Annotated in this window: 21 protein-coding genes and 1 pseudogene; 10 read left to right on the forward strand and 12 right to left on the reverse strand. The window is 54.3% G+C overall.

Annotated elements, in window-relative coordinates:
- Positions 1 to 277: 277 nt before the first annotated feature.
- Positions 278 to 2233: an acetate--CoA ligase gene (gene acs / locus R1A29_RS21085; RefSeq protein WP_085709716.1), complete on the reverse strand. Its 1956-nt coding sequence runs from the start codon at positions 2231 to 2233 to the stop codon at positions 278 to 280.
- Positions 2234 to 2627: 394 nt separating this feature from the next.
- Between acs and R1A29_RS21090 the strand changes: the two genes are divergently transcribed.
- A complete protein-coding gene (locus R1A29_RS21090; protein ID WP_085709715.1) occupies positions 2628 to 2888 on the forward strand; it encodes a DUF2790 domain-containing protein in 261 nt (86 codons plus the stop codon).
- A 554-nt stretch (positions 2889 to 3442) separates the two neighbouring features.
- Positions 3443 to 4690: a ribonucleotide-diphosphate reductase subunit beta gene (locus R1A29_RS21095; RefSeq protein WP_085709714.1), complete on the forward strand. Its 1248-nt coding sequence runs from the start codon at positions 3443 to 3445 to the stop codon at positions 4688 to 4690.
- Positions 4691 to 4863: 173 nt separating this feature from the next.
- On the opposite strand, the gene R1A29_RS21100 is transcribed toward R1A29_RS21095, so the two are convergent.
- The gene (locus R1A29_RS21100) at positions 4864 to 5127 is read right to left on the reverse strand and encodes a hypothetical protein (RefSeq protein ID WP_438299456.1); all 264 of its coding nucleotides are present in this window, start codon (positions 5125 to 5127) and stop codon (positions 4864 to 4866) included.
- A 330-nt stretch (positions 5128 to 5457) separates the two neighbouring features.
- On the opposite strand from R1A29_RS21100, the gene R1A29_RS21105 reads away from it, so the two are divergent.
- Together R1A29_RS21105 and R1A29_RS21110 are read left to right on the forward strand one after the other, a co-directional pair.
- Positions 5458 to 6027 carry a DNA cytosine methyltransferase gene (locus R1A29_RS21105; protein WP_438299457.1) on the forward strand — a complete coding sequence of 190 codons (570 nt, stop codon included), beginning with the start codon at positions 5458 to 5460 and terminating at the stop codon, positions 6025 to 6027.
- A complete protein-coding gene (locus tag R1A29_RS21110; protein ID WP_438299458.1) occupies positions 6024 to 6683 on the forward strand; it encodes a DNA cytosine methyltransferase in 660 nt (219 codons plus the stop codon). Before R1A29_RS21105 ends, R1A29_RS21110 begins: the two co-directional genes overlap by 4 nt.
- A 118-nt stretch (positions 6684 to 6801) precedes the next feature.
- Here R1A29_RS21110 and R1A29_RS21115 read toward each other — a convergent pair whose 3' ends face one another.
- From R1A29_RS21115 to R1A29_RS21140, 6 genes are all read right to left on the reverse strand, one after another.
- A complete protein-coding gene (locus R1A29_RS21115) occupies positions 6802 to 7608 on the reverse strand; it encodes an AIPR family protein (protein ID WP_438299459.1) in 807 nt (268 codons plus the stop codon).
- Complete coding sequence (locus tag R1A29_RS21120) at positions 7605 to 8573, reverse strand: AIPR family protein (RefSeq protein WP_438299460.1); 969 nt, start codon at positions 8571 to 8573, stop codon at positions 7605 to 7607. The genes R1A29_RS21115 and R1A29_RS21120 overlap by 4 nt, the downstream gene beginning before the upstream one ends.
- Entirely contained in the window at positions 8570 to 9466 is an 897-nt protein-coding gene (locus tag R1A29_RS21125) for a PD-(D/E)XK motif protein (RefSeq protein ID WP_438302073.1), read from the reverse strand. The genes R1A29_RS21120 and R1A29_RS21125 overlap by 4 nt, the downstream gene beginning before the upstream one ends.
- 96 nt (positions 9467 to 9562) lie before the next feature.
- Complete coding sequence (locus tag R1A29_RS21130) at positions 9563 to 12436, reverse strand: Z1 domain-containing protein (RefSeq protein ID WP_438299461.1); 2874 nt, start codon at positions 12434 to 12436, stop codon at positions 9563 to 9565.
- A 486-nt stretch (positions 12437 to 12922) separates the two neighbouring features.
- Positions 12923 to 13930, reverse strand: a complete 1008-nt coding sequence (locus R1A29_RS21135) for an ATP-binding protein (protein WP_438299462.1) — start codon at positions 13928 to 13930, stop codon at positions 12923 to 12925.
- A gap of 141 nt (positions 13931 to 14071) precedes the next feature.
- Entirely contained in the window at positions 14072 to 16369 is a 2298-nt protein-coding gene (locus R1A29_RS21140) for a sigma-70 family RNA polymerase sigma factor (protein ID WP_438299463.1), read from the reverse strand.
- 580 nt (positions 16370 to 16949) lie between these two features.
- Between R1A29_RS21140 and R1A29_RS21145 the strand changes: the two genes are divergently transcribed.
- The 3 genes from R1A29_RS21145 (at position 16950) to R1A29_RS21155 (ending at position 19427) form a co-directional block, all read left to right on the forward strand.
- Positions 16950 to 17369, forward strand: a complete 420-nt coding sequence (locus tag R1A29_RS21145) for a very short patch repair endonuclease (RefSeq protein WP_114884943.1) — start codon at positions 16950 to 16952, stop codon at positions 17367 to 17369.
- 388 nt (positions 17370 to 17757) lie between these two features.
- Positions 17758 to 18267, forward strand: a complete 510-nt coding sequence (locus R1A29_RS21150) for a BRO-N domain-containing protein (RefSeq protein ID WP_438299464.1) — start codon at positions 17758 to 17760, stop codon at positions 18265 to 18267.
- Positions 18268 to 18440: 173 nt separating this feature from the next.
- Entirely contained in the window at positions 18441 to 19427 is a 987-nt protein-coding gene (locus R1A29_RS21155) for a hypothetical protein (RefSeq protein ID WP_438299466.1), read from the forward strand.
- A gap of 3 nt (positions 19428 to 19430) precedes the next feature.
- On the opposite strand, the gene R1A29_RS21160 is transcribed toward R1A29_RS21155, so the two are convergent.
- Positions 19431 to 20579, reverse strand: a complete 1149-nt coding sequence (locus R1A29_RS21160) for a hypothetical protein (RefSeq protein WP_438299467.1) — start codon at positions 20577 to 20579, stop codon at positions 19431 to 19433.
- Between the two features lie 63 nt (positions 20580 to 20642).
- Positions 20643 to 21465, reverse strand: a pseudogene (locus tag R1A29_RS21165) (sulfite exporter TauE/SafE family protein).
- Between the two features lie 112 nt (positions 21466 to 21577).
- Here R1A29_RS21165 and R1A29_RS21170 point away from each other — a divergent pair.
- The 3 genes from R1A29_RS21170 to R1A29_RS21180 all read left to right on the forward strand — a co-directional run bounded on the left by R1A29_RS21170 (position 21578) and on the right by R1A29_RS21180 (position 23120).
- Positions 21578 to 22345 (forward strand): AraC family transcriptional regulator, encoded by a 768-nt coding sequence (locus R1A29_RS21170; protein ID WP_438299468.1) that lies wholly within the window; start codon positions 21578 to 21580, stop codon positions 22343 to 22345.
- A gap of 93 nt (positions 22346 to 22438) precedes the next feature.
- Positions 22439 to 22756 (forward strand): XRE family transcriptional regulator, encoded by a 318-nt coding sequence (locus R1A29_RS21175; RefSeq protein WP_438299469.1) that lies wholly within the window; start codon positions 22439 to 22441, stop codon positions 22754 to 22756.
- A gap of 43 nt (positions 22757 to 22799) precedes the next feature.
- The gene (locus tag R1A29_RS21180) at positions 22800 to 23120 is read left to right on the forward strand and encodes a helix-turn-helix domain-containing protein (RefSeq protein ID WP_438299470.1); all 321 of its coding nucleotides are present in this window, start codon (positions 22800 to 22802) and stop codon (positions 23118 to 23120) included.
- A gap of 49 nt (positions 23121 to 23169) precedes the next feature.
- Here the strand turns inward: R1A29_RS21180 and R1A29_RS21185 are convergent, their stop codons facing one another.
- Both R1A29_RS21185 and R1A29_RS21190 read right to left on the reverse strand, forming a co-directional pair.
- Positions 23170 to 24687, reverse strand: a complete 1518-nt coding sequence (locus R1A29_RS21185) for an amidase family protein (protein WP_438299471.1) — start codon at positions 24685 to 24687, stop codon at positions 23170 to 23172.
- Positions 24688 to 24799: 112 nt separating this feature from the next.
- Entirely contained in the window at positions 24800 to 25873 is a 1074-nt protein-coding gene (locus tag R1A29_RS21190) for an MBL fold metallo-hydrolase (protein ID WP_438299472.1), read from the reverse strand.
- Positions 25874 to 25929 lie beyond the last annotated feature (56 nt).

Raw genomic sequence — 25929 nt, forward strand, 5'->3', positions numbered from 1 at the left:
GGGTGATGTCTTATTTTTCACCGGTCGTTTTGAGGCTCAAAAACGGGGCGATGCGTTTCTCATTGCCCCGTTGCGGGGCGGGCGGTTACACATTCGGTTACTTGAAGGCTGGTGGGTAACAGTGGGAATGGGCTGACGGAGCAATTCGATAATTATTGGCCGAAGATCCCCCGTCACTGATCGTTACCACGCTCCGCGTGGGAACGATCATCCAAAAATGAAAAAGCCCCGCCAGGCGCGATGCCGGACGGGGCTTTTCAGCCTTCAGACCCGCCGCTTACGCGACGTTCATGGTCTTGTGGGTGTCGATCAGATGCTGCACCACGCCCGGATCGGCCAGGGTGGAGATGTCGCCCAGGCCTTCGTACTCGGCGGTAGCGATCTTGCGCAGGATGCGGCGCATGATCTTGCCCGAACGGGTCTTCGGCAGCCCTGGCGCCCACTGGATCACGTCCGGCGAAGCAATCGGGCCGATCTCCCTGCGCACCCAGTTCTTCAGCTCGAGGCGCAGTTGCTCGCTCGGCTCTTCGCCATTCTTCAGGGTGACGTAGACATAGATGCCCTGCCCCTTGATGTCGTGCGGCACACCGACCACCGCCGCTTCGGCGACTTTCGGGTGGGCGACCATCGCGCTTTCGATTTCGGCAGTACCCATGCGGTGACCGGACACGTTGAGTACGTCATCCACGCGACCGGTGATCCAGTAGTAACCGTCGGCATCGCGACGAGCGCCGTCACCGGTGAAGTACATGCCACGGAAGGTCTTGAAGTAGGTGTCGACGAAACGGTCGTGGTCGCCGTACAGGGTGCGCGCCTGACCCGGCCACGAATCGAGAATCACCAGATTGCCTTCAGCCTCGCCCTCGATGATGTTGCCGAGGTTGTCCACCAGCGCCGGCACCACACCGAAGAACGGACGTGCGGCCGAACCCGGCTTCAGGGTATGAGCGCCCGGCAGCGGGCTCATCATGTTGCCGCCGGTTTCGGTCTGCCACCAGGTATCGACAATCGGGCAACGGGACTTGCCGACGTTCTTGTAGTACCAGTCCCAGGCTTCCGGGTTGATCGGCTCGCCCACCGAACCGAGCAGACGCAGGCTGCTGCCGTCCGCGCCTTCGACAGCAGCGGTGCCGGAGGCCATCATCGCGCGGATTGCGGTCGGCGCGGTGTAGAGGATGTTGACCTTGTGCTTGTCGACGATCTTCGCCACCCGGGTGATGTCCGGGTAGTTCGGCACGCCTTCGAACAGCAGCGTGGTCGCGCCGTTGGCCAGCGGGCCGTAGACGATGTAGGAGTGACCGGTGACCCAACCGACGTCGGCGGTGCACCAGTAGATTTCGCCCGGACGGTAGTCGAACACGCGCTCGTGGGTCATGGCTGCGTACAACAGATAACCGCCGGTGGTGTGCTGCACGCCCTTCGGCTTGCCGGTGGAACCGGAGGTATAAAGGATGAACAGCGCTTCTTCGGCGCCCATCTCTTTCGGCGCGCAGACAGTGCCCGCCACTTTCATCAGGTCTTCGTACCAGATGTCGCGATGCTGGTTCCACTTGATGTCGCCGCCGGTGCGCTTGCACACGATGACTTTCTGGATGCTGTTGGTTTCCGGGTTGGTCAGGGCGTCGTCGACGTTGGCCTTGAGGGAAATCTTCTTGCCGGCACGGATGCCTTCGTCAGCGGTGATCACCACTTTCGAGCGGCAGTCGATGATGCGACCGGCCAGGGCTTCCGGCGAGAAACCGCCGAACACCACCGAGTGAATCGCGCCGATCCGGGTGCAGGCCAGCATGGCGACCACGGCTTCGGGAATCATCGGCATATAAATGGTCACCACGTCGCCGCGGTGCACGTCCTGGCCACGCAGGGCGTTGGCGAACTTGCAGACTTGTTCGTGCAGTTCACGGTAGGTGATGTTGCGGCTTTCGGAAGGATCGTCGCCTTCCCAGATGATGGCGACCTGATCGCCGCGCTCGGCCAGATGGCGGTCGAGGCAGTTATAGGAAACGTTCAGGGTGCCGTCGGCAAACCACTTGATGTCGACATGGTGGTCGTCGAACGAAGTCTGTTTCACCGTGGTGAAAGGCTTGATCCAGTCGAGGCGCTTGGCTTGTTCGCGCCAGAAGCCGTCAGGGTTGACGACCGACTGCTGGTACATGGCTTTGTAGGTCGCCTCGTCGGTCAGCGTATTGGCCAGAACCTCGGGACGAACGGGATACAGAGAAGCCGCACTCATCTTTCCTACCTCGGTGTAATAGTTGTTTTTGTATGACCCTGTTGTAGCCGGGGCGACCGTATAGAACCATTCGACGATGGTAGTAACAAGCCCCTACAGGTCGTGGCGATAATCCCGATGCTCGCCCTCAACGACCTCGCAGGCCTTGAATCTACTGGCCTGGCAGCGATTGTTACCAAATCTGCCAAAGGTGTTTATCAAAACCCCATCTGTTTACACCCACCCCGCCTCCCTAAAATCTGCCTCGCCGACAAGGCAAAGTGATTAACAACGTTACAGCCCCCACGAAGGCCGTTAATCCAGCTCTGAAGTAACAAACCAAAACGATGAAGTTCCACACGCAACCCCAAAAAGGTTGCGTGACCCCACTCGACCTCAAGAAGGTAAATTTCAAATGAAAGCTTTATTGGTTCTGGCCCTCAGCAGTCTGTGCGCAACCGCCATGGCAGACGAGGTCCCGACTGATGTCGCACAGCAACAACCGGCCATCGAGGAATACACTTACTCCACTCACCTGGACATCGCCAAAGTTGTATCGATGAGCGAAGTTCCGAATGTCTGCGAAGTGGTACCGATGAAAATGGAGTACGACGACTCCACCGGCCAGCGTCACATCCTGCGTTACAGCGTGATGGGTAACGGCTGCACCAATTGATGGTTTGAGACTGCACCGAATCGGATCGCTCAGCGCAACATCGAGGGTCGATTCCAGCCCGGCTTCGGTCGGGCTCAGTTGTGTTTGAAGGGACGTAAAAGGGTTGCAAAACACAAGATATAGTGAAAAACGCGGTTTTTTGCTCGTTTTTTGAGCAACCAATCACACGCAGAAAAATTAATGAAAAAAAATTCTCCGGGGCCAATCCCGGCGAAAGCCCTGTAAACCCTCGCTCCAAACGAAATCACCCTCCCGCTCGACCGCCCTGCGCTGTTTCGCCCTCCCCCACGCCGGTGTTTTTTTCCCTATAATGCCGCCCAATCGGGTCAGCAATATTCCCTTACAGGGATCAAAGCCATTCTGAAGCCCCGCAGCAGCGTCCACGCTGACTCGCGCCCGTCAGAGGCTCTCGGAAACCCGTAAAAATTTTCTGTTTATTGCCTGCGTTGTACCGCTGCAAAAAACGACATCCAACGCGGCCTGTACGGCCGTGTGAAAAACCAACCAATCAGTTTTCACACGGGCACAGGCCCTCACGCAGGAGACGACACGTCATGCTGAGCTGGGACGAATTCGACAAAGAAGACAGTGAAGTAGCAGTAAAAGGCGCCAACGCCGGCCACGCTACCGAAGCCAACATGGACCGCCTCGACAGCGCCGGCGGTGCCGCCGCCCTCGAAGCCCGCGCCGTGACCGCCGAAGACTCGGCCGCCGTGGCCCGCGCCAAGGCTGCACTGGATTCCCTCGACGTCGCCGAAGGCCTCGCCGAACTCGAAGGCTCCGCCGCCCGTGTCGCCGTTGACGAAAAGCGCATGATCAACTGCCGCGCCGACCTCAACCAGCTCGTGCCATTCAAGTACGACTGGGCCTGGCAGAAATACCTAGACGGCTGCGCAAACCACTGGATGCCGCAAGAAGTCAACATGACCGCCGACATCGCCCTCTGGAAAAACCCGGAAGGCCTGACCGACGACGAGCGCCGCATCGTGATGCGCAACCTCGGCTTCTTCTCCACCGCCGACTCCCTGGTTGCCAACAACCTGGCCCTGGCCGTGTACCGCCTGATCACCAACCCGGAATGCCGCCAGTACATCCTGCGCCAGGCGTTCGAAGAGGCGATCCACACCCACGCCTACCAGTACTGCATCGAATCGCTGGGCATGGATGAAGGCGAGATCTTCAACATGTACCACGAGATCCCGTCGGTCGCGAAAAAAGCCGCCTGGGGCCTGAAATACACCCGCGCCATCTCCGACCCGGAATTCAACACCGGCACCGTAGAGACCGACAAAGAACTGCTGCGCAACCTGATCGCCTACTACTGCGTTCTGGAAGGCATTTTCTTCTACTGCGGCTTCACCCAGATCCTCTCCATGGGCCGCCGCAACAAAATGACCGGCGTCGCCGAGCAGTTCCAGTACATCCTGCGCGACGAATCCATGCACCTGAACTTCGGCATCGACGTGATCAACCAGATCAAAATCGAAAACCCACACCTGTGGGACGCCGAAATGAAGGAAGAAGCCTCGCAGATGATCCTGCAGGGCACCCAGCTGGAAATCGAATACGCCCGCGACACCATGCCTCGCGGCGTACTGGGCATGAACGCAGCGATGATGGAGGACTACCTGAAGTTCATCGCTAACCGTCGTCTGTCGCAGATCGGCCTTAAAGAAGAATATCCAGGGACGACTAACCCGTTCCCTTGGATGAGCGAGATTATGGACTTGAAGAAAGAGAAGAATTTCTTTGAGACGAGAGTTATTGAGTATCAGACTGGTGGTGCGCTTAGCTGGGATTGATTCCTGAATTAACCGCGACTTGACAGATCGATACCAAAACTGAAAAACAAAAAAGCCCCAATTCAATTGGGGCTTTTTTTGTTGGGAATAGAAACACTCACTTCCTCAGCTTGACTACCAAAAATCCTACAACACTTGCAGCAGTTTCCGCACTGACGGTTTCTGGGAACCTATTAATTTTGCGAAAGCCTGATATTTGAGGGCTCAGCAAAAAATAAATGGATTGGCAGCTTTAACGAGCTCCTTCGTTTAGTAAACTCACTGCCTCTGCCAAGGTTCATTTCTTGCCCGACATCAAGTGAACCGTTACCATTTATCGCACTTAGGGCGTGTCTATCTAACGCCGCATCTCTTCTGAGCGCTGCAATGCGCTTTTTTACTTTCTTCTTAGGCGCATCTACTAAATCAATGAAATACAAGGAATCTATACCGGTCATCGACCTCTTTGCGGGCCCAGGGGGACTTGGTGAGGGATTCTCTTCAATCGGCGGCGCTGAGAAGAGAGTACGTAAGTTTCAGCTTCGCGTTTCGATCGAAAAAGACCCCATCGCTCACAGGACCTTATCGCTCCGCGCACTATTTCGCAGCTTTCCGAAGGGCGAAGCGCCAGACGCATACTACCAATACATCCGTGGCGAAATTACTCGTGATGAGCTTTTCAATCATCCGGATGTACCGGTAGAAGCAAGGGAAGCAGCTCAAGAAGCCAAGCTCGCAGAGCTTGGTAAAAATCTCCCGAAGAGGTCGACAATTGGATCAAAGAGGCCTTGGAGGGTGTAGATGAATGGGTCCTTATAGGTGGCCCGCCGTGCCAAGCATATTCAGTAGCAGGTCGTGCACGTCGAACGAGAGAAAGCCAAGAAAAGTTTGAGAGCGACGAGAAGCATTTTCTCTACAAAGAATATCTGCGGATTATTCGCGAATTCAAACCGACTATTTTCGTTATGGAAAACGTGAAGGGCATACTTTCTTCAAAACACAGTGGCTCGCACATATTCCAACAAATCCTTGATGATCTATCGACTCCTGCTGAAAACCTTTCTTACAACATTCGTTCTTTAGTGGTTCCTAAAGACGTAGAAAAACTAGACCCACACGATTTTGTCATTCAAGCAGAACGTCATGGACTTCCGCAGGCTCGACATAGAGTTATCTTGCTCGGAGTTCGCTCTGACGTTGCCTCAAGCTGCCCTGCCTTGTTGGAGCGCCCGCAAACACTTGTAATGGAAACAAGCCAAAAGATTTTCACCGTTCAACAGGCTTTATCGGGCCTCCCCCAATACGGAGCAAAATTTCAAAGGGTGGAGACTCTATCGAGGCATGGCTCTCAACTTTGAATGAAGCAAGCTCTATGCTATTACACCCCTATGAGGCCGGGCGGGGGGATTTGATAGATGCCGTAAAAAAAGCGGCTGATGAGGCACAAAGGCTGAAAACTAGCGGCAGTCGATTCATACCTTGGAAAGTGTCTCCAGACATGAATGCCAAGCAGCGCGAATGGTTTCTCGACCCTAGATTGGGAGGGGTTCTACAACATGAGGCCAGGAGTCATATGCGCACTGACCTGCATAGATATATCTACGCAGCGTCATTTGCGAAGTTGAATGGCATCTCCCCAAAAATACATCAGTTTCCTGAGCAGTTCCTACCTGCCCATGAAAACGTTTTCTCTGAATCCGTCCCGTTCAGTGATCGCTTCAGGGTTCAATTAGAGAATGGCCCTTCTACCACTGTCGTCGCCCACATTGCCAAAGATGGCCATTACTACATACATCCTGATGCCAGTCAGTGTCGCAGCTTGACTGTTCGAGAGGCAGCTCGATTGCAAACATTCCCTGATAATTACTTCTTTGAAGGAAATAGAACGGAACAGTACACACAGATAGGAAACGCGGTTCCGCCACTCCTTGCTAGAAAAATCGCAGCAGTTGTCTCAGCGATCATTGACTCCTATCGCGCAGGGAAAAGCCGCCAAACATCAGTAGGCAATTGATCAAACCTTTCGGTTTTTCGATGTTTTGGTTTCGTGGGGCAGGTATTTAACCCGCCCCCTCCACCGCATACCCGACTGACTCACCTTCTGGAACTTGTCCTACAAAAGGCCCGCAATGTCAGAGCGCCTCAGGAATATCCGCTGACGGAGAAGAAAAAGGCTGGGAAAACATAGCGTCTCGGCATTCGGGACGTTTTGCCCATTCAGAGATCATTTTGCCTTTTGCTGTCTCATGAAGTCGATCATTGACCTCTCTGGCCCAGATTTCAATCTGCTTAACAAGTTGGGGAGAAATACCCTGCTTATTCCAGATACGTTCTAGGTTAAAGGCTTCGCCATAAGTCTGAGAAATTACTGCAACTGTATAAGCTGCAACGTTCGCGAGAAATGCAGGCACCAATGGTCGCGCTGTTTTATGTACTGCTTTGAACAGTAACGCTTTCGAAACAACGTCCTTGTAATAAGCAACATCCGGAGTAAAAGCGGTCCCTTTAGCTTCCATATCAGCCATGCCGGCCATGAAACGGTCAAAGCACTTTTGCGCACCAAGACTGACAACATCCGCATTTCCACCCCATGCGACAGCGTACTTCGCCAATTCAGTTTTTGTGATCTTTCTAGAGGGAGGCACAGACTCTTTCAGAGCTCGAAGTTTGGCTGGACTCGTACCGTCACGAGCAAGAAGAGTGTTATAACTGCCTGCAGCTCTCTCATAGAACCATCGACCTATGCCATCAGGGCAATAGACAGAAAGTGACAATCGCTCGATATCGACATGAAAAGGCTTATTAGCAGATAGATCAGATTGTCGAACAGCATTTTGACTATTGGCATAACGCGAGATATCAGAGACAAGAGCTTCCTCTTTCGCAGGATCTTGCTCTTTCATAACAATGATTTTTGCGGGGACACGAACTTTGCTCAAATCAGTATCCGCATACTTTTTCTTGGCAAAAAAATTGAAGCCGTAGTTTGCCCGCCATTAACGATTTGCATGCCTCGCAACCAAGCTATACCAGGCGACCCATCGGCAGTGCGATCCAACAACATCTCATCAGCAACTAACACTATCCCATTGTTATAGGCCATGAATCTTTCTGGCGCATTCCGTAAAGTACTCTGAAGCCCAGCATTCACCCCCTTCGCCTTCACACTTAGAAATGAGCGCACATTGGCCTCAAGCAGGCGAGGTCCAAATTTTTCATAAACGAATCGAAGCGCCTCACCTGGAATTGCGGTTAGTGCGTAGTCATAATCCCCTGTTTCGCCTGGTACGAAAACACAGGGCAGAGGAGAACCTGACACATCGGTGAAGTCAACGACAAGTTCATCGCGTGGCTTACCTTCGGAACGATGGCGAAAAAGTCGCTCAATATCCATGACTTCAAGCTTTACTAGTTTTCCGCCCACATTCCGAGATTGAAAGCTTTTCGACTTAGCTACACCATCTGTAAGGATATAAACACGAACCTGTTCAAGCCCGTCATAAATTTCTCGGATTGTTAAAGCCAGAGAATGAACATCACTCGACGGATCAAGTTTTTCGGCAATACGTCCTTCTGCACAAAGATCCAAGAATCGAACACATTGCGCCGCGGCCGTCTTAATATCTTGATCGGGAATAGGACTTAGACTTTCAAAGCCTTCGTACAGACTTACAAAAAGATCAAGCTGATCGGCGTCTTCAGACATGGCATAACCACTCAAACGCAAATTCGCATTGGCGATTTTCCCTTGAAAGTGGCACACAACTGGGTCGAATGTCATACCCGCGTCAGCAAGGTGTTGCATCACCACATCGGAAAAAACCAGTTCGCCAAAAGGAGCACCATCAGACATCTGGGCTGCTATCTCGCCCCTTGTCTCTGCGAAAAAATCATCAAGGGTCATCCATTTACTCCTAACAAATTGAGCGCCGTGTCGAGGTCCATTAGGTAGTCACCAACGTGGTCTAGATTGATTTCGTAAAGGGCTCGCATAACTCCGACGGGAACCGTTCCCGGAGTCAACCGCGGAAAGCCTTCGGACACGGAGAGAATTCGAATTTCTTTTGATTCGAATCTTCGGGTGTAATGCCTCGATTGGGTTTCGGCATATCCGGCAACAATCAACTTATCTCTAAGGTAATTTACCGCTCCAGGCTCTTCACCAAGACGTTTCTCTACTTCCCCAATCATTTCAGGAAGGGTGAGCCCGCCTTCCTCACACGCAAACCGAACCGCAGCCAGAAAGAGTGGTGACGCCACCGAATCGTCCAACTGCTCAAGGGACGTTATCTTTACTGGAAAGCCAGATGAGGACATCGTCGCCTTCACCTCTAGCGCTCCGTCACCCAACAGGAAGTCTTGTAAAGCGTCGTCAGGCCCCACCCATCCCCCGAGTACTTCCTCAGTTGAAACGCCTGAGTCCATAAGAATGGCCATAATGGTGAGTTCGCCCACTAGACCAAGCTCCGCCTCAGGACTGAGAGGAGTAGCCCCACGGGACATGAACTGTTGCCACATGCGAACCCTGCGTAGCATCGTCCGCTGAACCGCTGCCTCGCCCTCTCCAACAGAGGCGTCCATAGCACCCACAACGTCACCGACCATCTCTGAAAACAACTCGGGGCTGCCTGACTCTTTGCGTGAGAGAGCTATCCAAGTCTTGCCATCGCGGCGAGGATCCGCCCTTACAACTTCAAAACCCATGCCCTCAGGTAGCCGCTCGGCGGAAGCTAGCCGGGCTGTGGGAAAGCGAGCAAGAAGAGCTTCCTCGTTTCCTGGGAAACGCCGAGCCGCCATGAGTTCACATGCGCCAACGGAAGTCACCACAATACCAAGCCACCCCCCTCCTGCCCGCACTCCCCCGAAAGAGCGTCCCAAGCTGTTACGAACTCCTCAATAGACCGGGGCATATTCAGTCTCCCATAGCAAGTGATCTACTTCGTACTTGACAGTGGTTGCCGAATAGCTAGCAGGGAAACTGACCCCAAAGGCGGTTATGGGAAGACCATCATCTGGGAGTCCAGCGCTTTTCGGGTCAATTGGGTACAAAAGCAAAAGACCTCGCTCGGGATGACCAGGTATTCCTTTCGCGCCCAATCCTCGAACTTGTCGTACGAAGACCCCGCTTGGGGCTTTGGGCGAGTCCTTGCTTGTCTCCTCTGTTCCTCGCGCAGGGTCCTTCATTCTGTCTTCGACGGTGAGACTCAAGGCCGCCATCCAAGCATCCTCGTCGAGATCGATCGATTCATCTCTGGGCGACAAAAGACGCCCGATTGAGTAGTGCTCTCCTTTGGAAGCGGGATTTTGGTTTCGAGTGATCATGTTTCCGAGCGCATGTTTTCCGCAGAAAATGCTACTGGCTCCCTCACCTCCTCCTATCAGAGCGATGGTCCAAGAGGTGAGCTCACCTTTTGCTGCCATCACCTTGACGAAGTCAGCCAGCACGGCGCTGTTAACCTTTCTCGCAGCAGGATGAGTCAAATACCCGGAGAAGAACTCGATAACATGCTCGGCGGGGATGTTATCCCAGAGAAATCCCTTCCACTCCTGACAAGCCTCACCCCGCTGTCTAACAAATTCTCCGTTCTCTGCAGGAGTCCCAGCAGCGTCGAGTAGCCTCTCCATGACGGCTAGATTTCTCTTAATGACAGATGAGTCGCGATGGAAAGCCACTGTCTCCAGAACAGATCCACAAAAGGAAACTTGCAGACTCTTGGCACTTCGCATCTTGATCGGTGAGGTAACCATGAGAACAGGGTGTGACTGAACCTTCATACCGTAATTTTCGGGTGTGGCATGAACCTTGGCCATGGTGTCGAACTCTTGACGAAGTTCCTCCGCAGCATCTGTGATGTGCCCAAACCACTCGACTAAATCAGAACTGGTGTAGAGGCGACAGAGATCCAGATATCCTGGACGATATCCAAACCAGCGCCCCATCTGCATAAGGGTGTCGTACATCTTCGTGGTTCTCACGAAATAGCTAACACAAAGCCCCTCGAGGGTAAGTCCTCGTGCGAGCTTGTCACCTCCGACCGCGATGACCTTCAGTCCGGTTTCCTCACGCTCAGCGTAATCAAGGACGTCCCCTGCCGAACCGTTGATTGCTCTGACGCTGCTTGCCAAATCACCCAACACATCCGCTACGACTGCCTCAACTTCTTCCCAACGGGGAAGGTCGAATTCTCCACTTGCCTCCTCCATGGCAGTCGCTACAGCAGCCGACGTTGGAACGAAATCAGACTCCCAGAGCCTTTGCCATTCCACCATCAATTTGTTTTTTTCAAAGCCGCGCTCAACCCGCTGTCTATAGTTTTTCACTAGTTCCTCAACTTGCCGGCGCACCTCCTCCTGTACTGCGGTGTAGCGAGTAACATGAATTAACATTGAACAGTGTCTGCGCCCCTGTCCACGCAGGAGGCGGACTGCACACACCAGAACAAAGGACGAAACAGCCTCTCTTAGCGACGGTGGCACCTCGTCGAGCCCCTTGTACAAGGGCACGTGATTTTTGTCGTGCCGAGGCGGCATCCAGCCTCCTTCCCCTGTCTCGTCCGCCTGGTCATCAACTTCACGAGTAAGCGGTAAACCGCCGGCCCTACCCTCTGTCGCCCGAAGCCCAAAAACACGAGCCGGACCGACGTAGTTTGAAGGTGCAGAAATATTAATGATGAAAGACTGAGGGAATAAATCGGGCCCCTCCTCCTTAGTTGCCTTGCGCCGGTCAATGAAGATATTAGCGAACGGCGTGGCGGTGTATCCCACATAGGCTTTTCGGGAGAAAGAGTGAAGGATTTTTCGGATACGGCTATTGATGGCCTTCGGTTGGTATTCGTCGTCCACGGCCCCGTCCTTGCCTATCACTTGGTCCCCGGTGTCGACCGAGGCATGATCGGCCTCATCGTCAATGAGGAGCAACGGAAAGCCTGAGACTAGCGGACGACCTTCAGCGTCCTTAGAGTCCGCAACATGATTGCGAATCCATTTAAGTAAGCGATCCAATACGGTCTTATTTTTTTTGACTACGAATAGCCATGGTCTCTGTTCCGGAGAAATGGCTAAGTGTTTCGCGACCTTGGTATTGAAGTCACCGTTGTCCGAGCGGTTTGTTGCACAGTTGGGGCGAATCTCGGCGTCACGCCCGTTCTCTCCCACTCCGATGTAACGGACGACATCATTCTTCGCCGAGGTCTCGTAGCCAAGGAAGCCTTCTTCTAAGCGAATCTGGGTCTGGGAACGCAGATTATTGTGGAGACCAGCAAGCACAATGATGATCTTGTAGCCGGCATCGGCCGCCTTGCATATAAGCCCTGTGTAATTGCCAGTTTTACCGGATTGGACATGTCCAACCACGAGTCCGCGCCTATCCCACCCCTCCTCGCGAAGAGGGTCTTCAAGCAGTTCAAGAATTTTGTTGGTCGCCTCATCCAAAGCGTCCACGGCCTTGACGGACATCTTACTTTCAAGAAAGTCGCGATATCGCTGCCAATAACGCCAGTCTCTTCTGCGAGCTGCATTAAGCCAATCTTTGTGGCCAGTCTTATCTGATAACGTGGACGCACCGCCGATCCAGAGGCTGAATCGACGAATGAGTTCTGCGACAGCCTCCTTCCGGTCGATGTTTTCGCCAGGCGCCATGTGAGTCGCGACAAAATCAACTTTCTCGGCGATAAGGGCGGGCGTGACAGAGCCTTTCTCCAAGGCTTCAACCAAGAATGTCTGAGTAACGCTGACAACGCGCTGAAATACCTTATTCTGCTTTTCCATTAACTTGCTTTCCCTTCGGCGGGTATCGTCGCGAGACTCGGAAGAGACGCGACGAGATTGGGGTAGTTCTGAAAAGGTTCAGTCATAGACAACGAAGTCAGAGCCATTTCGACGCTCATTCCACGCCGCCCGACCATGTCCCTGAATAGCGTCAAGAGGACAGTTCTGACACCGTCGGGGGCCGTCTCAGGCACCCCTGAGAAGCCAGTCATTGGGGTATCTTTGTTTTCAGCTGTATCTAGCCATATACGTTGTACAGGCACCGTTTCCTCGACAACGCGTAACATGGCCCGAACAAGACCAGCATTACCACCAACCGCTTCAATTACCGCAGCCACAGCGGGATGCCTCTCGTCGATGCGATATCGGACCCCATCCTTAAGCCTGTCTACACGCCACGCTTGGTGCTCAACCTTGAGTCCTCCGAGTCCAAGCATTGGCGAGCCTCGAAAAGCGAAGACTCTTCTGGCTCTTTCCCTCGTATCTTCAGCCAATTTCGTGAGCCACGGACGTACAGATACAGGAGGTCGGGCCGTAGATTTTTTTGACGTCGATCTTCCAGTCGGAATCGGCTGTATTAGGAATGTCCAACATGATCCTGGCGAGTCGATGAGGTTCCTCTCGGTTCCAAGCGCGGCCCTGTCCAATCCCAAGCCATCCACCTGCCAAAAGCAAACGATGGCTTCGATATACGTAAAATCCTTGCTGAGAGGTCCATCCTTCTGCCCCACCCGCCCTACGGAACTCATCATCAGAGAGGCGATCTTTATGTGGCAGAACGTGGCATTGAGCCTCAACAAGCCCTGATGCGGTGACAATTTTGGCGACTGGTGACTGCCAAGGCTTAGAGGGATGCCCTGTCATAAAGGGATCCCATGGACTAACTATCTTTCCGTTGAGGAAAAGTCGGATGACCGGGTTTTTTCCTTCTAACAGACGATGAAAAACCATCGCCAAACGTAGCTCAACATCATCTACCAAGTCGGCAAAGTGATTGAGCGTATAGCCAAGTGTTACGATTCTGTCCAACTTCTCCCAGAGAACTATTGTCCCGGAATGAAGAGCATTGAGCGGCTCAACGAAAGCTTCAGAGCCACGGGCTGCCCCTTCAAATATCCTCCATCCAACGTCCCTCGATGCCGCAATGGCATCGAGATCCCAACGCAGACAGGAAACTGAACCACTCTTCGGTCTAGACGCAACAGTGAGAGAGCGGCACTGAGAAAATGACGCTGTTTTGAGGCCCATCCCGAAACGCCCAAGATCATTAGCCGCTCGATCATCGAGAGGGTTTTTGGCGCCAAGCGTCATTGCCACCTCTAACTCAGCGTCGGTCATGCCTCGTCCGTTATCCAAAATGGAAATTCGACTTCTTTCACCATCCCAGTCGAAAGCCACATGAACTTCCGTTGCTCCAGCGGAAACACCGTTATCAATCACATCAGCTAAAGCAGAGGCAGTCGAATATCCGAGGCCACGTAGGGCTTCAAGCATTGCGTCGGCTCGCGGTGGGGCATACCTAGTACGTTCGTTCATTTGAGTTAGGCAATTCCAGAAAGGTGCGTGAAGCCGAGTTCAGCCATCCTACGTGCAAACTTGCGCACTCCATCCAGTTGGGTTGGAGGCGGGTCATCATCAGCTACGCTCATCCGTGACCTTCTCTGATTGCTCATCTGAGGGGAGAGATTTTTTCATCTCGAAGTAGTCGCCTACATACAAGACTAACTTTTCCTTTCTTAACGGATGGCACAGCTTTTTAAGTGCCTTCGATTCAATTTGCCGAATTCGCTCACGAGTGACGTCAAACAGAGATCCAACCTCCTCCAGGGTCATAGCGTCATCTTGGCCAAAGCCAAAACGGAGGTTGATCACCTTGGCCGAACGTTCGTCAAGCTCTCCAATCATTTCCATCAAAATCGCTCGTAAGGAAGCATGCTCTGCAGCGTTTGCCGGGTCAGATGGTTCCTCCTCCAAGAGAGAATCGAGCAAGGAATTAGAGGTTTCGTCGAACCACTCATCCAAACTGCTGATCTTTTCGAACACGGTTAAAAGGAGCTTGAGCTTATCGAGAGCAATCCCTGTTCGATGGGATGTCTCGCGTTCGCTTTCGGGAAGGCCCAACTTAAATTTGAACTTATCCCGTTCTCGTACGATATTTCTTGCCAGTTCTTGCATGTGAACTGGAACACGGACCGCTCTCTCTTGATTAGCGATAGCGCGCGTAATTTGCTGTCGAATCCACCACGTCGCGTAAGTGGAAAACCTGAACCCTTTGCGCCAGTCAAACCGTTCTACAGCCCTCATCAGACCTATGTTGCCTTCCTGCACAAGATCATCAAAAGCGAGCTCGGACCATCGATATTTGTTGGCTATGGAAAGCACTAAACGAAGGTTAGAAAGGATCATCCTTTCTCGCGCAGCTTCCTGGCGTCGAATAGCAGAGGAGAAGCCTGCACCTGCCAAATCACAATCCGCCTTCCTCGAAAGCTCAATGAGAAAAATTCGGGAAAGATTTGCAGCGGCAAGTCCACTTCGGACTTTCACGTAATCGTTGCCAGCAGAGCGTGCAGCTGAAACCGAGGAGACAAAGGTTGTTGCGATCGAATCGAGTCCGATCTTATCCTCTTCGTAATCTGCCTCCTCATTGGAGGGCATCTCACTGGAGTTTTCGCTTACGTCACCTTCACTAGCTGGATCATCGCGAGAGGTGAAGTTCTCATGACTCGCCTGGCCTCCGGCTACTTTGTCGGCAGCTTCGAAAACAAAAGTAAGTCCTGAGGGCCAGCGTGAGAGCGCATCCAGGGCCTGAGCCCTTGCCTCCTCCATTTCCCGGCCCAATGCAATTTCCTCAGCAGCCAGAAGCAGGTCTTTCTTTAAGCCCTTAGCGTAAAATCTCAGCGGTTCGTTACGACCCGATGCGAGGTCTTCTGCGAACTCCAAGGCTTCTGATAGCTTTAATTCTTCATCAACTGACGGCTCGACAAGATCAGACTGATCGGTAATCTCCGCCCACTCATCGATCAAGACTCCAAGATCGCCTAAAACGAAAGTCAGAAGACGCTCAGTTTCCTCATTGCGGGAGAGATCACCCTCACGGCATACATCGATAAGAGCTGATTGGGGTACTGTCCCTTCTCGTAAACCCCGGAAGAATAAGCCACGTAGATCAGCACGATCCTCACTGGTTAAAGGAAGCGATCTTTCTGGAAGAAACAGATCGACATCGTCCCACTCCACATCAGTGTCGATCGCTTTGAACTTGCCTATCGTTACTTGAAGTGTGCTGATTTCTTCGGCTACGGCCATGTTGCCCTGCGGGGCAACCACTTCAGACTCCGCTTCCCAGTCATCCTCAAACCCCAAGTCGAGAGGCTCGTCGTCGAGTTCGATCAGGTCTTCGTGCGCCTTTGTCTCGAAGGGAACGGCATGCTCGTCAGCTCGGATCGTTTCCGCCTCGCGGATGACGAGTTCAAAAGATGGGTGATTTCCAGACGCGAGCACTTCATCAACCTGAGGTGGCACCTTAACCGCTTTATCTTCTATGTCGTTATGCGGCGATTCGCTCTGGACCGAGTGAGGGAGTAACTCTCCGGCGCTTACATCACTCAGAAGCGAATGTTCAGTGCCCACATCGTTTACTTGGAAGGAAAAACCAAGTGCTTCTCTCAACAGGTCAATACATTGAGCACAGTTACTCTTCTCCGCGTAAGCGAGAGCAGTTCGGCCTTCGGGATCGAGCAACTCTGGTTTTGCTCCAGCAGCCAACAGAAGCCGTACAATGCCGTTTTTCTTTCGAGCAGAGGCAAGCATTAGAGGCGTAGCGCCTGCCCCATCGCGAGCGTCAAGATCGTCGCCACGCGCGATATGGAGTTTGACTGCAACCTCCACACCGGCAATGGTCGCCATACGGAGCAAGGGGTTCAATTTAGCCACGGTGCTACCCACACGCCCAAGCGATTCGCCTTAAAAGTCACTCCCACATCAATCAGTTGAGAAATGACTTTGCTACATCCTTCTTTTTTCAGAACCGACTCCTTGTTCATGCTTCCATTTGCAAGCTCATACCCCTTAGTGCTGACACTAATTTGGCCTAATGAGAACGCGGTTGAATGTCGTGCGAGGCCTTCCCGAAGTCACTTACGTTTTCCTCAAAGAGGAGCACAGTGGCGCAACGCCATCCACAATATCCACTTGTTAAAGGCACGTAAAGGACAGACCAAGGATGCCTATCACTACACTGATTCGGGTTGTCAGCGCTTGCATTTCTGAGCAGCCACGCGTTGCTTATCTGTTAGTAAATACAGTACCGATCGTCTGAAAATATTGGTGCCCTACATGTAAATTCGTCCGACAGGCGGCACATTGGATACGCCAAGATATGTTTTTCAACTGGGGGTATAGGCATGACTTTCCGAGAAGATGCAATCTCGACTACCTCCCCGAACCATTGATGTCATGTTTCGAGCGCCGCGAAAAAGTCGAATCAATGGACTAGTACGGATGCCTACATTGGATGAGCGCAGACATTGTCTCCCCCGAACACCGCTCGAAGATCATGTCAATGATCAAGGGCAAAAACACCAAGCCCGAAATGGTCGTGCGTTCGATGTGCCATGAATTGGGATTTCGTTATCGCCTGCATCGAAAAGATCTGCCAGGTTCGCCTGATCTGGTATTCCCCAAGCACCGATTATGTATCTTCGTCCACGGCTGCTTTTGGCACCGACATCCGGGCTGCAAATATGCGTACACACCAAAAAGCAGACTCGACTTTTGGCTTCCTAAACTCGCGAAGAATGTTGAGCGGGACTTGCAGGTGCAGGAGAAGCTGAAGGAGCTTGGTTGGAAAGTAGTGATCGTTTGGGAGTGCCACACCAAAGACAGAGAAATCCTACACAATGAAATCCGTTCTGCATTTGATTTGAATGCTTAGACCTACGGGAATCGAGCAAATAGTCGACGATCATTTTTATAGGATTGACCACGCCGCTTTGAAGCCCTAGGCTTCTGTCCCGGCGCCTAAGAAACGCCTCAACCAGAGCGGTCCTCCGCACCCGACAGTCATGCGGCTTTTTTTCGTCTGCGGTTTCTCTACGTCTGCGAAAAGTCCCGTTATGTCGGGAGTGGGCGAATACAAGACCCGAAAGGGGAATATGTCCGGCCCGTCTCTGGTGGGTTTCTTAGCTCCCGACACCCTTAACGAATGCCCTAAGAAAGCAGCCAGAGGTAAATGGAAATGCCTGACTACTCAGCCTTCATGATGAAGGCGAATCGCTGTACCCGTCGTTTGAATCCCGTGCTCCGGACTCGGGAGGCACGCCATGTCTGAACCACTTATTCCGACTCGTTTTACCCGCCACAAAACCCATCTGCATGCTCTTCTGGTGGAGAACCAGGCCTGGTTCTGCGTCCATGAACTGGGGCGGCTGATGGGCAAATATCTGGATGAGCGACAGCTACGCAAACTCGATGCCGATCAGCGGCAGATGATGTGCGTGAAGACTTATGGCGAAGCCGGAGAACACTTGATGGTGAGCGAGTCAGGCGTATATGCGCTGCTGATCTATCACTACTGCCCCGAGTATCGGCAGCTTCGTGAGTGGGTGACGCATCAGGTTGTGCCTGCGCTGCGAGATGCCCGTCCGATGCGCTCCGTTGAGCGGCCGATACTGAGTGTTTTGAGCTGGCCCAAGATGTCGTTGAGCACGTTGCACTGGCAAGATGAGCCGTGGATTCGTTTGCGGGACATGCCGTGTTTGCTGGCGGAGGACCCGTTCAATCGGCAGGAATCCTGGTGGCGTAAAGCTTCACGAATGCTGCGTAGTTACTGACATTAAAAAACCGCTGCTTGAGTTTTCAAGCAGCGTTTTTTTATGGCCCGGATTGCCTGGGATAGCCAATCCTCGGCAGGCTGGTTCCGCATCATTCTGAAAACAATCAGTGCAACCCACCCCACCACCCGCTATTAATACCCCTCTCCCCACTCAAGGACCCGAGCCCCACCATGAAATTCGACCTCGCCTACTGCCTCAGTCTCGACGACAAGCTGTCGATCTATGACGTTCGCGATCTCAATTTCGATGAGACGGTGGCGTTCGATTCTGCGAAGGAACACTTCCAGTGCCCCAACGATGCCTGTCGTGCGGCGTTCGATGCTTCCAACGAGTTGGGCACGTTCAACGCCAAGAACGTGAATTACGTGCGCACGCCGCACTTCAAGAATCTGCCCGGTACGCAGCATGTGGCGGGCTGTCCGTATGTGAGTTTGAAGACGTCTGCGTTGGGGGTTGAGGCGGCGGATGGGGAAACGGATGACGGTCGGGAGGAGCATTTCCCGTCGGAGTTGTTGCTGACGCGTCGTGAGTATGTGCGCAAGCCTGCCGCGCCAGCGGGGGCGGCGGATGTGTTGCGGGATGATCCGGTGCGGGTGGCGGCTTCCCCCTCAAAAGAGTCGCCGAGTCGTGACACGGCACCGGACAAGACCAGTGTCTTCGCTCACCCCGTGGAGTGTTTTGTGTCGAACTTCGCGGACAAGGATTTGCTCAAGCGCATGCCGTTGAAGATTGGCGAGCATACGGCGCCGTACAGTTCGTTCTTCAAGAAGATCGAGTACTTGATGGACAACAAGGGGCTGATTTACTGGGGCCGGATCAAGAAGATCGAGGACTTCCACAGCGCCAGTTTCCGGATCGATTTCGAGGACAAGGTCTGGTTCAAGAAACCGGATGACAGCAAGAAGAAGCCTTATCCGGTCAGTGTTTATCTCAACAAAAAGCTGATCGACAACTACCGCAAGCGCAAGGCGTTTCTGGAAGAGATCAAGCACGCCATCGACAGCGACAAGGAGTTGTTCTGCTTCTTTTATGGCGTGACGCCGGAGTTGAAACAGGTGCCGGGCAAGAAGAACCCCGAAAAGCCTTTCGAGGTCTTCAATGCCAATATCGAGAACCTGGATCACTTCATTATTCGTGAAGCGCCGGGTCTGGCGTGAGGGTTAGCCCTGGGGCAGTTGCAGTTTGACGGCGCCGGGGTGTTGTTTGACGACGGAGTACGGCAGGATCGACCACTCGGGTTCATCACAACCACGTTGTACCCGCGGGAAGTACGGCCCCAGGTAAATGCCCTTGGCGGTGAAGTACCAATCGAAAACGCCCCAGACGTTTTCATCGGTGTAGTCGCAGCTGTCTTCATCACCTTCGGCTGGCTTCTTCATTTCCTGGGGATACAGCGAGGTGAACTGCTTTATAAGCCACTGCGCAAACTCCTCCCTCTGTTTGCCTTCGCTTGTTCCAGTCGAGGTGCCTTCAGGCCCACCCACCGCCAAAACGTCTTCCAGCTTTATCGCTTGCCCAGTATGAGCATTGAGTTTGATCGGGGAGTTGCCGACATCCGGGTGCGCGCCGCCGCAGTCGTAACCGGTGTTGATGTTCAGGCTGACGATATCGGACGAGAGAAACGTGGGCGCAACGCTTTGCCATTGCTCGGCATTCTCGCCACCTTGCAACATGCAGGCGTGATAACTGATGACCTCTCTCCAGAGTCGTCCCAACAATTGCTCGTTGATCCGCTGTTGCTCCTCTTTCGGATAACCGGACTCGATACTAAAGAAAGAGATTTTCGACTCAGGCTCCGCCCACCACTGCAGCTCGTAGCCCATGAAGTTCTCTTTCTTCCCCGGTTTGAGCTTGAGCCCCTGCAGGCGCAAATACTCGTAGGGGTCGTCTTTCGGCAACGTGGCAATAAAGGGCAACGTCGTTGCAGTCGGCGCGGGAAGTCTGGCCTCGACCAGTTGTACCGGCAGCTTTTTGCCCTTCGGGTTTTGCCATTCGCCCTGCCAACCGCTGGCGGTGGATTTCAGTTTGAGGGTTGGCAGTGGCTTGTCCTCGCTGAAGCGATTGTTGCCCTCAACCAGCGTCAACGTGCTCTCCTGCAATGAACCACTGAGGGCCAAATCGCGGTGATACTTCTCGTAGAAGTAACGGCCGGTTACTTCATCCGGCTGCTGAGTGTTGAGTTCCACCACAATCGGCGTCTTGCCCAGCGTGCCGGTGAACACACGTCGGCCGTCGTCAGCCTGAGCGGTGGAAAGCAGTGAAAACAGCACGGCGGCGTATGGCGCCAGGCGCAACAGTCCCTTGAGCATTGATCGATCCCTGAGTGAATAAGGCTGCCGAGTATGCAGAGGATGCGCGCAGGAATCGAGGTGCTACTTCAGGGTCATGCCCAGCATCACGACGATGAGTAGAGCGATATACACCCAAGCATGCACCCGATCCGGTATCCGCCCGATCCACGGCGTCGCCAGTCGAATCCCCAGCATCGAGCCCAGCATCAGCACCGCAAACGCCAGCAGATCCACATATCCGACAAACCATGGCCCGAGGTCTGTCTCGCTGTACCCCGCCAACATCATGTACGTCAGCGTCCCCGCCAGCGCCACCGGCACGCTCAATGGATTGGCCATGGAAGTCGCCTGCGACATGCTCAATGCTCAACCCGCAACGCCGCAACAACGGCACGGTCATGACGCTTCCTCCTACGCCGAGAAAGGTTGCGATGGCGCCAATGCCTACACCGCCGCCAGACGTTTCCACTGTTCCCAATCGCCGTGGGATGACGCCTTCAGACTGTGTGAGAAAGCCGCGTCGCAGCAGGCAATCGACAATCGTCACGCCGAGGTAGGCGATGAAGGCATACCGAATGACTTCGCCGCTGACCCTCACCGCTGCGATTGCGCCGACAACCGCGCCCACCCCGATGAACCCGCCCAAGGGCCACAGGTAATCCCCGATGAGGTTGCCGGCGCGGCGATGTTTGCCGGTGGCAACCAGGGCGTTGACGATCATCACGCAGGTCGAGGTGGCGACGGCGATGTGCATGGCGGATTGGCTGATGGGATCGTCGATGCCGTGGCTGGCGGTGAGCAGGCAGTACAGCAGCGGCACGACGACGAAGCCGCCGCCGAAGCCGAAGAGCACGGCGGTGACGCCGGTCAGGCAGCCGAAGAGTGTCAGCAGGAGGTAGAACATGGTGCGTCGTCCGTTGCTTGGGAGCGGTCGACAATAGAGCGGCGACGCTTGGCCTGCTTCAGCAAGTCAGCCAATAATGTTTGCGTTTCCGCCAATTGCCGGGTGCCGCTCGATGCGCAATGTTTCGATCAATCTGCTGGATGACACGCCGCGCCCGGTAGTGGCGATCGGTACGGATTATTCCCACGGCTATCTGTTGCCACGTCATACGCATCGGCGGGCGCAATTGTTGTACGGAGCGACCGGGGTGATGCAGGTCAGCACGCATGACGGCAACTGGGTAGTGCCGCCGCAGCGGGCGGTATGGATTCCGCCGGGGGTGGCGCATGAGGTGTTGATGCTGGGGGTCAGCACTCGCAGTTTGTATATCGAGCCGGGGGCGGTGGATCTGGGTGAGCGTTGTCAGGTGATCAGTGTGTCGCCGTTGATGCGGCACTTGCTGATGGAAGCCGTGGAGCTGCCGCTGACCTATGACCTTGCCGGGCGTGACGGTGTGCTGATCGATTTGTTGCTGCATGAATTGTTGCGCAGTGCACCGCTTCCCTTGCATATCCCGCTGCCGTCTGACGGAAGACTGCTCGAACTGTGTCAGACCTTTCTGCATCAGCCGAACGCCCACCAATCCCCCCAGCAATGGGCCGATCAACTGCACGTAAGCTTGCGCACCTTCAACAGACTGTTTCGTCAGCAGACCGGCCTGAGTTTCAGTCAATGGCGCCAGCGCGCCTGCGTGGTACTGGCGCTGGCACGGCTGGCCGCCGGTGAGGCGGTGACGCGGATTGCCCTGGATTTCGGTTATGACAGCCCGGCAGCGTTCTCGACGATGTTCCGCCGAATCCTCGGTCAGGCACCGTCCGTCTGGTTGGAGCCGGCGAACTAGGGCAAATCAAAAAATGCGTTTGATCCCGGCTGAAAACAACTGTACAAAAACACAGTACATTTTCCATCAGCACTCTCGAGCCCGGAGCACACCATGGCCTCTTCAGCGATGAACCTCATCCTCGAACGTATCGCCCTTTTCCAGTTCACCCCGACTCATTGCGTCCAGGCCCGAGGGATGTTGGGCTGGAGCGTGGAACAACTGTCGCGGGAGGCAGGGGTTTCGATAGACGATATTCAGCGGTTCGAGGCGCAGCAGGACGTGGCAGATGCGGCGCGGTTGGCGTTGACGTATCGGTTTGAGGCGCAGGGGCTGGTGTTCTTTCCAGGATTTGCGCCGGGGCGTGGGGGGAATATCCGCGGTGAGATGCCCACATCGGTTGATCGCGATACTTATGCAATGGCAGATTGAATAGACCCATTGATGTCGGCCCACACGCGGAAGGAACTCGAAATTGATTGGAATCGAAGAAAGCAGAAGGAATATCTACGAGGATCTAGAGATACCAAACGCCAATGAGATGAGGATCAAATCACAGCTAGCCGCAAAGATCGGCGAAATCATCAAAGCGCGTCATCTCACTCAATCTCAAGCATCTGAAATCCTGGGGCTATCACAACCCAAGCTGTCCGAAATGCTGAGAGGAAAATTCCGCGGCATCAGTGAAGCCAAGATGATGGAATGCCTTTCACACCTCGGCCGAGATGTGCAGATTGTGGTCAAATCGGCCCCCCGCTCTCGCAAAGAGGGCCGAATTGAGGTGGTGTTCGCTTGATACGGCAGTGCATCAAATAGTCGAAGACAACGCAGTGCCAACAAGGTGCTTAATCCTTGAACCCCGGCTGCCGCAATGCCATCGAAGCCTGTTCGTAGCTGTACGCCATCGCCAACAACTGCGGCTCGCTCCATTGCTGGCCGTAAAAGAACACGGAAGTCGGCGTACCGTCATCGTTCATGCCCGAGGGCAAGGTGATTGCCGGATAGCCTGCGGTAGCCGCAGAAAACTGGGAATAACCATCGTTTTCGGCAAACAGGGCGTCCAGGTTGTGTTCGCGCAGTTGCTCATCGATAGCGTCTTTGAAATTCTGGCTGATGATTGCAATCTGTGCACTCGCCTCCTCATGGGTGAGTTCCACGGTGTTGATCGCCTCCAGCATCTGCTGGCCGTAATGCTCATCACCGGGGTTGGCCTGGTTGAAATCGATCAGCGTCTGCAATGAATCAATCGGCAAGCCCTGACGGCTGGTCAGGTACTCGGGCAACTCATGCTTCATCGCGCCCATCAGACCATTGAGGTAGCCCTCGATGTCTGGAAGACGCACGGTCAATGGGACCAGCGTAGCGCCCTGCTCCCGCAAGACAGCCATCGCGGCGAGCATCTCCGGACTCAGCGTCAGTGACGTATCGTGGGATCCTGTATACGCGATTGGATAGCCAATCCGCTTGCCTTGCAGAGCAGCATCGGAAAGCAATGCCGTGTAGTCGATTCCCGTGGGGGCGTTGGCATTGGCGCTGTCCGCAGCATCGGTGCCTTGCATGACGTTGAACATCAATGCAGCGTCCCGCACAGTCCGGGTCAGTGTGCCCGGTGTGTCTTGCAAGCGAGTGATCGGCACAATGCCGGAACGACTGAACAGTCCAAGCGTCGGTTTGACGCCGACCACGCCAATGGCCGAGGCCGGGCAACTGATCGAGCCATTGGTTTCTGTGCCCACTGCCAGCGGTGTGAAACCGGCGGCCACTGCGGTTGCCGGGCCGGAACTGGAACCACAGGTACTTGCGCTCAACAGGTGAGGATTTTTCCCCTGGCCGCCGCGCCCGCTCCACCCCAAAGGCAGAGACATATCACGCATGCCCGACCATTCACTCATGTTGGCTTTGCCCAGCAAAATGGCGCCGGCCTCGCGAAGCTGTTGAACCGTAAAAGCATCCTGAGTCGCCGGCTGTCCGACCATGGCCATTGAGCCGGCACTGGTTTGCATGCCGTCAGCGGTATCGAAGTTGTCCTTCAACAGGACCGGAATTCCGTGCAGCGGGCCACGGATCTTGCCTTGCGCACGCTCTTCATCCATCGCCGTCGCGATGTCGAGAGCCTCGGGATTCATTTCAATAATGGCGTTGAGGGTTGGACCTTGCTTGTCCAGATCCGCAATACGCGCAATGAGGTGCTGAACCAGCGCAACCGAAGTCAGTTCGTTGCTGACCATCATTGCACTGAGCTCGCTGGCGCTTGCGTATTCAAGTTCAGCACCGGAAGGCGCCGCAAAGGCAGCGCTGCTGGCCAGCGAGAGCAGGATGGCCTGCGCCAGCGTATTCATGTTGCGTTTAAAGCGGCATTTCATTTTCTAATCCTTGTTTAAGCCAATCACGAGTGAGTCATTTCACTCGCGACCAAGCCTACCGAAGCCGCAGGAAACGGCTGTCAGCAACAAGAACCAGTGCTGGTAGGAAAACTCACCCAGCCTTGTAGCCGCTACAAGCAACGCGCCCTTTTTCTGACATCTCCTGTTCCACTTCCAACCACCATGCGTCCCCACGCTGGGGTTGCATCAAGTTAAACGCCTCACCCATTTTCGGCGTCGTGATGGAAACACTGCGTTCCCAGGCCAAGGCAAGAATGCGATCAAAGGGTTCGTGCCAGGCATGCATTGCCAGGTCGAACGTGCCGTTGTGGATCGGGAATAACCAGCGCCCCTTGAGGTCGATGTGAGCTTGCAGGGTTTCTTCCGGTTGCATGTGCACGTGAGGCCATTCGACGTTGTAGGCACCGGTTTCCATCAGGGTCAGGTCGAACGGGCCGAACTGTTCGCCGATGCGTTTGAAGCCGTCGAAGTAGCCGCTGTCGCCGCTGAAGAAAATCCGCGTGTCGCCGTCGATGATGACCCACGAAGCCCACAGGGTCTGGTTGCCATCGAACAGGCCACGGCCGGAGAAGTGCTGCGACGGGGTGGCGATGAAGCGGATGCCGGCGACTTCGGTGCCCTGCCACCAGTCGAACTGGCGGATCTTGCTGGCATCGATGCCCCATTTGACCAGCGTGTCACCGACACCCAGAGGGGTGAGGAACACGTTGACCTTGTCTGCCAGTTTCAATACCGCTTCGTAGTCGAGGTGGTCGTAGTGGTTATGCGACAGGATCACCGCTTCGATCGGTGGCAACTCGTCGATGCTGATCGGTGGCTGGTGGAAGCGTTTCGGGCCGGCCCATTGCACCGGCGAAGCGCGCTCGGCGAATACCGGGTCGGTGATCCAGAACTTGTCTTGCAGCTTCAGCAGCAGGGTCGAGTGACCGAGGCGGTAGACGCTGTGGTTCGGGGCGGCGAGCAGGTCGGCGCGGGTCAGTGGCTGCACGGGAATGGCCGACGCAGGACGGGTGTTGCGCGGTTTGTGGAAGATCATGTTCCACATGATGCGCAGCATCTTGCGCACACCTTCGCGCTGTACCGGCGCGTGGTTGCGGAACGTCCCTTCGGCCTGGCGCGAAGCTTCAGGTATGGGACTGATCGCGGAAGAAATTGATTTGGCCATGACTGAATGACTCCAGAAAAACCGCGCAATTCACGGTTTTCCACGGTGGGACGATA

This window comes from Pseudomonas sp. NMS19W (assembly GCF_051554255.1).
Classification (GTDB): domain Bacteria; phylum Pseudomonadota; class Gammaproteobacteria; order Pseudomonadales; family Pseudomonadaceae; genus Aquipseudomonas; species Aquipseudomonas kribbensis.